Origin of the sequence: Desulforamulus aeronauticus DSM 10349, assembly GCF_900142375.1 — a bacterium.
GTDB lineage: Bacteria > Bacillota > Desulfotomaculia > Desulfotomaculales > Desulfotomaculaceae > Desulfotomaculum > Desulfotomaculum aeronauticum.
Genome location: NZ_FRAR01000047.1, coordinates 1 through 6,308, shown reverse-complemented (window position 1 = coordinate 6,308; position 6,308 = coordinate 1). Strand labels below are relative to the sequence as shown.

At 40.9% G+C, this 6,308-nt stretch carries 6 protein-coding genes and 1 pseudogene; 5 read left to right on the top strand and 2 right to left on the bottom strand.

All coding sequences use genetic code 11. The annotated features are described in order from the left end of the window. A partial coding sequence (locus tag BUA78_RS19520; RefSeq protein WP_476580470.1) for a transposase occupies nt 1-200 on the bottom strand: 200 nt, incomplete at its 3' end. 564 nt (nt 201-764) lie between these two features. Here BUA78_RS19520 and BUA78_RS20420 point away from each other — a divergent pair. The 4 genes and pseudogenes from BUA78_RS20420 to nrdD form a co-directional block, all read left to right on the top strand. Further along, nucleotides 765-929, top strand: coding sequence for a hypothetical protein (locus tag BUA78_RS20420; RefSeq protein WP_175549092.1), 165 nt, complete (start codon nt 765-767; stop codon nt 927-929). 115 nt (nt 930-1,044) lie between these two features. Further along, on the top strand, nt 1,045-3,660 hold the full coding sequence (locus tag BUA78_RS19515) for a hypothetical protein (RefSeq protein WP_072917885.1): 2,616 nt from the start codon (nt 1,045-1,047) through the stop codon (nt 3,658-3,660). Between the two features lies 1 nt (nt 3,661). Next, nucleotides 3,662-3,958: a hypothetical protein gene (locus tag BUA78_RS19510; RefSeq protein ID WP_072917882.1), complete on the top strand. Its 297-nt coding sequence runs from the start codon at nt 3,662-3,664 to the stop codon at nt 3,956-3,958. A 709-nt stretch (nt 3,959-4,667) separates the two neighbouring features. Then, nucleotides 4,668-4,769 (top strand): annotated as a pseudogene (gene nrdD, locus BUA78_RS21165) (anaerobic ribonucleoside-triphosphate reductase); the annotation flags it as partial. Nucleotides 4,770-4,989: 220 nt separating this feature from the next. Here the strand turns inward: nrdD and BUA78_RS19500 are convergent. Then, nucleotides 4,990-5,283, bottom strand: a complete 294-nt coding sequence (locus BUA78_RS19500; protein WP_072917877.1) for a hypothetical protein — start codon at nt 5,281-5,283, stop codon at nt 4,990-4,992. A gap of 143 nt (nt 5,284-5,426) precedes the next feature. Between BUA78_RS19500 and BUA78_RS19495 the strand changes: the two genes are divergently transcribed. Further along, nucleotides 5,427-5,984, top strand: a complete 558-nt coding sequence (locus BUA78_RS19495; protein WP_072917875.1) for a 5' nucleotidase, NT5C type — start codon at nt 5,427-5,429, stop codon at nt 5,982-5,984. Nucleotides 5,985-6,308 lie beyond the last annotated feature (324 nt).

The window sequence follows — 6,308 nt, the reverse complement described above, 5'->3', positions numbered from 1 at the left end:
ATTAGAATCATCTTGAATAATACAACAGGATCAATAGAGGGGCGACCATTATCAGAACAATAATAAGGCTGCACTTTTTCTCTAATAAACGAAAAATCTATGTACTTATCTATCCTTCGTAGTAAATGGTTTTGAGGAACTAATTCTTCAATACAAACAAATTCAAAACTGCTTTGAGTCTTGTCATTTGAGGTTAGTATTTTTACCACCTACAATCTTGCATTTTCTTCCATTATATCATAAAAATAGCCCTAAACCTTTGATTTTCATGGTTTAGGACTACTTATCTTTAAATATCTACTATCATTGGCTTTCTCAACAGCCTGAAGAACAGACACTAGGCCTGTTCTTTTTTACTTCCCTTTTAGGTGCTGTAAATATACTGTCTAGCCTATCTGCTGCTTCTCTATTAGCACTCCGTAGAGCATGGGCGTAAATGTTTCCAGCCGTGGTAATATTGGCATGACCTAGCCTATGTGCAATTAATAATGTTGCAGATGTATGCATGAGGCCATGAAAAGGGATAGGTGATGCAATACCCCCAGCTCAGCATATAGATCAACTTCAAAACCTATGGGAGCAATGGGAAATAGATGGATAATTTTACCTATTGATTACCCGTACATATTGATAAACTTAAACCTAGGGGTGTCGATCAATGAGTAATTTATATTCAGCCCGTGCAGATTCAACTAGGCTCTGGCGTACAGCCGTTTAGTTTCTCCTGGAAAGGTAAAGGTACCTTATCTAAAGGTGTCATCCTGTTGAAGTACATTTCGGGACCATCGGGCCTTGACCCTTACGCAGACCGCTACCGGTGCTCAACCGACGATGGCATGACCTGTGACTTGGTAAGGGATCGTGGTGTCTGGGTGTTGGAAAGGGTGTGGGGAGCAGGTGCGATGGTGTTGGTGCTATGTAATTTTTAGCTTAAGCTTAAAATTTGCACTTACAAACGCCTTAACCAGGGCGTGCCCCGATTATGCCCTGGTAGCAACACAGTTACCGGAGTTATTCTTTATAAAAAAGATAAGGGGGAAGAAAATGCCTACTATAACGCCGAATTTTGGACTTAAAAAACCACTGGGGAATGAAGTTGTCAATCGGCAGGCGTATAACGAAAACCTGGAGTTATTGGATCAAAATGCTGCAAAAAAGACGGACCTTGATGTGCATTTGGCCGATTACACTCAGGAAGTAAAAAGCGACAGCAAACAATCCGTCACCTTGCCTCATGGTCTAAGCACCCTAAATGCGCCCAGGGCGGCACAGTTAAAGCCGAAATTTAAGGGGCGGCAGTTGGTTAACTTGCTAGGTAGGGACGGGAATTGTGATGATGTGGGGAAGTGGTCTCCTTACGGAGAGGCTGAAATTGCGCTAGATAATACGGATAAAGTTTATGGTAATAATTCAATTAAACTAGTGGCAAAATTAGGTAAAAGCACTGGAACGTGGTTAAATACTAATCTATCTACCTTAATTAAACCAAATGGTAAATATATACTTTTAGGTTTGATTAAAAACGGAAGCGGTACTGGCTTTTGTTTTGTTCGTATGGATTTTAATAGTGGTACTTACTTTACAGGAACTCAAGTCAAAGATACTGCTAAGTTCAATTTGTCTTTTGCTAAATTTATAGCACCGGCAACAATATCAACCGCTCTTGTTAATTTTGTAATACACGACCCAGTGCAAAATCAGCATGGGTACGTTGACGGTGTTCGACTCTATGAACTCAGTGAATTGGAATATAAGGAAATCGACACCCTAACTCCGGAACAAATGGCAGAACGATACCCCTATGTTGACTCCTTCCAATGTGTGCAAAACCCTGCTGTACGTGTTGAAGGTGAGAATTTACTGCCTCCTTTTAGTCAGTGGACGCTACTAAGCGGGCATACTCTGGTAAATCAGTACGAGTTGTATAGTTCTGCAAATATAAACGGAACATCAGAAGTATGGATACAAGTCGTGGGCTGGCAACAGTATACAGCTTCTGTTGAGTTAAACACAGCAAACAGGAATTTACTTTTTGAGTTTTATGACAAAGCTGGAATTTTTATTTCACAAGTATTCGCGGGGAAAGGTATAACAGAAATAGTAACACCAGCTACAGCTGTCAAAGCTAAAGTGCGTTGGTATAACGTAGACAATACCGCAGTTTCAGCGATTAGAAACCCAATGCTCGTCCTCGGAGACACACTCCCAACCGAATTTAAACCCTACAACCCATCTCACCTCTACTTACAAACCCCTCTCTACGAAGGCGAAACGCTGGAGGAAATTGACGGGCAGTGGATGCGGACTAAGAAGTGGGAGAAGAAGGTTTTGGATGGGAGTTTGCCTTGGGAATTAGATAAATCCCTCCCTGGGTATAAAACAGTGAGAGTAAGAAACCTTGGTCAAGCTATGAGACACGCTTCATTAAACTGCGTTAAATATGATGGCAAGATCATTCCACCGCTATCGGTTTTAACTGAGGCAGACGCAGCTCATTTTAATACCCTGTCAGGTTACAAGGACTTTTATATCTCCATCGCAAACACAGACTCCGGCTGGGGCGAAAACTACACCCCAACAGTAGATGAGATTAAGGCGTATTTTATGGGGTGGCGGATGTACGATGGTATTACAGGTTTAAATTATAACGGTACTGGAACAAAACACTGGTATAAAATAAATAAGAACTCGGAAGTAGGTATATCAAATACGCCAACTTCTTCCTATTTTGAATGGACACAGTACCAACTCCACTACCAGCTAGCCACTCCGACCATGGAAGTAGTACCGTATGAAGGTGAACTTGCCTTACATGAGGGTGCGAATCAGGTAGAAGTGTTTGAGGGTGTTGTGGTGAGGGAGTTGGTTGACACACCATTTAATGGTGATGGTTTTTACGTTCTGAACCATGCTAGTAATAAGCCGCTTAAAAACAGGCTAAAAAATATAATTGATATATTTGATGGAGATAACGTAGATTTTAACTGGGAAATTAGGACAGGTATTGGTTATCATGATGGCATTGGTGCTAGGTTACAGCCACAGTATTATGACCCAACAGCCCAATATAGCGTAACCTACCAAGCCTTACCAGAAGAGTTTACCGCACCACTTCTTTCTGTTGACGCTACTTACGACAGCAATATTAAGTCTACGGTAGACACTCTGGTTGACGAGTTGGCAAAGGTGACTACCGATGTGACAGCGTTGGAAATGGCGTTGAGGAATAAGGGGTTGTTGAGGAAAACTCCTATCTGCAAAATAGGTAATAATTCCGTAAATCAATCCCTAACAAATAACACACTTACCCATTTAACATTTAATTCTATTTATATAGACACCGATAGCTTTTTCAACCTTTCTGCACCTGGAAAAATACAAATAAATACTCCAGGAAAGTATCTGGTTACAGCGTTAGTCAATTTCGGTTTCAGTAACACAGGTTTGCGACAAGTAGCCGCAGTTATAAACGGAGCTACATCACATGAGTTAATACAAATGCCGCCCACGACGGAAACCGGAAAGTCAACGGTTGTTTGTCTCACGTTTCTTCAATCCTTTAACGCGGGTGACTATTTTAACATTGCTGCCTTGCAAACCAGCGGAACCTCTCTAACTGTATCAAATGTGAATCTAGCTGTTACAAAGGTAGGTGATTAACATGAACTACTTACCAATTTGCATACAAAAACCAGTCAACCTCAGCAAACTAGCCGACGATCTACTAGGCCAAAACCTAATCCAACCCCTGCAACCAAACGGCACAAGTCCGGTCTATGGCACAGAGGAAGCCGTCACTATCTATGTCCACCCCGACATAACGCAGGAGGAACTAGACGCAATAGGAGAGACTGTGGAGGCGCATGACCCAGCTTCAGTGTCAATCAGCGGTTGGTTGAAAAAGACCTACAGAAATTGGAGTTCCAAAGTTAAACCCAACCATTTTGCCAACAAGTAGTTAAGTTGGAACTGCAAAATTTTAGCTGTAGAGCCAGAATGTTGTTGAGCCTTTTCCAATAAGTGCATAACAGAGGGCTAATGTGTACTAATAATAATTTCGGTGATCCTCAAAATACAATCAAACAAGTACGATTATTCTCAACATTAATCAAACCAACATAATCAGACCCAAGCTGGAAGAATAAAATACAGAACAAGCCCTGGGTACTAAAGAAAAAGATAGGATCAAAATATTAGGGGATGCATGGAGACATTTTGGGGACAGTGGCTTTAAAATGTCTCCAAAATTTACTTTATGGTAACAAATGTTAAAGTTTATAAAACCTTATTGGACAAGCCTTAACAAGTTACGCCTAACTATACAAAAGGCACTGAACCAGATTCGTAATCAGCAGGTCGTGAGTTCAAATCTCATCGTCGGCTCCAACATCCCATGGTTTGATTTATCATGGGATTATTTATTACATTTACCTTACTTTCGATTCAGGAAATTGTTTTGTAGCCCCCGACACTCTATAATTAGGAATAAAAAAGGGGGTATCCTCTCAATGAAAATAAGTGTGCTTGGTCAAATAAGTCAGTCTGAAATAGATGGTATCATTCGAGAAGAAAAGGAACGCTATGTCCTGAAGGGAAAAGAATTGGCGGAAATTAGTATTATCGAAATAAGCTCCGAAGAGTTGGAGATACGGTCCCGAGCTAAGTCCAATATTAAGCGAGTTCGCAGAATTACGGGTTATTTAAGTACTCTGGACAGATTTAACGATAGTAAGCAGGCGGAATTATCAGACAGAGTGATACATGGCTAAACCCCCAGATCACCCGGCAATCCGGGTGAATTTTATTTTAGTCCCTGCCCCTTCAGATAGCTTATTAATTTATTGTGATAGTCTTCTAATATTCTGGCCGTGACGCGGTTGTTGTTGGTGAATATGCCAAAGATGGATGGGATAATCCTTAACTGGGGTATTTGTTAAAAAAGACGGTGGGCATTAAATGCAGTCCCTACCGTCCTAAATAACGATTGATCTAAACAATTCCCTCATGTTTTTGGATAATTTTGATGGCCTTGTTAACATAATCATCCGTAGTTTTAAATGTGAGGAAAAAGGCATGATTAAAGTCAATACGAGCCAGAGCTTCTCCGGTACCTTCCGGGTGAAGCGATGAATTAGCTAAGAACTGGCCTGCATCATGTCGGTCTGTACGATCCACCACTGGTAAATCAAAACCGGCTTTCTCCAGGGCAGAGGCAGCATTTTTGGCGGCTACCAGAGTGTCAAAGAAAGCGTAGAGTATTCTTTCGCCAGGGGATAGGGTCATGGTTAACACCTCTTTATCATATTTTGTTTATTATGACCCCAGCCAAAGAATTTTACTATTTGACGCCTAGATAAAAGACAAGATATACTCATAAATTATGGGGCAAACAAAGGACAATACAGATGTCAAAAGGGGGAATCACCTTGAGAATTGGCATTGATCTAGATGGTACCGTTGCTGATAATTTTGATTTGTTAGTGGATACATTTAACGCCTATTGTGGTAAGCTCTTACAAGGGAAGGATATAAAGCAATATAGCCTCTGTAAGACATATAATATTAGTGAGCAAGAATTCAACGAACTAATGGATCAAAAAGAAGAGGGGATTATTACATCAAGCCCCTTGATACCTTTGGCCCGGGAAAAAATTAACCGATTAGTAGAAGAGGGGTGGGAGGTTCATATTATTACTGCCCGCCATCCCAAATATAAGGAGATCACGGAAAACTGGCTGCAAAACAAAGGTATTCCATATACGGGTTTGCACCTTTTAAATTCTCATGACAAGTTGGATCTTTGCAGGGAACTAGAAGTTCGGTATATGGTTGAGGATAATATACATAATGCTTATCAACTGGATGATGGGGGAGTAAATGTTATTCTTTTTGAGGCTCCTCATAATCAGTGTTGGCCTTGGCAGGGGATTCGGTGCCATTCCTGGGCGGAAATCTATCGGATCATAGATAACAGATATAAATAAATAACAAAAATCAATGGCATTCTGAGAAGAGAATGCCATTTTTTTACCAATTCAAACAGGATTTACAAAAGTGTGAAACGAAATGATTACCAGTAGCGTCTAATTAATAGCCAGGGGAATCAATCGAATGCCTGCATTTCCTTAGCAGGTATCCGACTGGTTCAACTAGAGGAGGTATATTATGAAAAAAAAGCTAGCTACTTGTTTGGTCGCAGCGCTCTTCATGACACTTATATCTTGGTCCAATGCTGACGCTGTATCCTCCCATTTATTTAAAGATACCACCGGACAATGGTGGGAGCAATCGGTGGCTGAGTGCAGTGC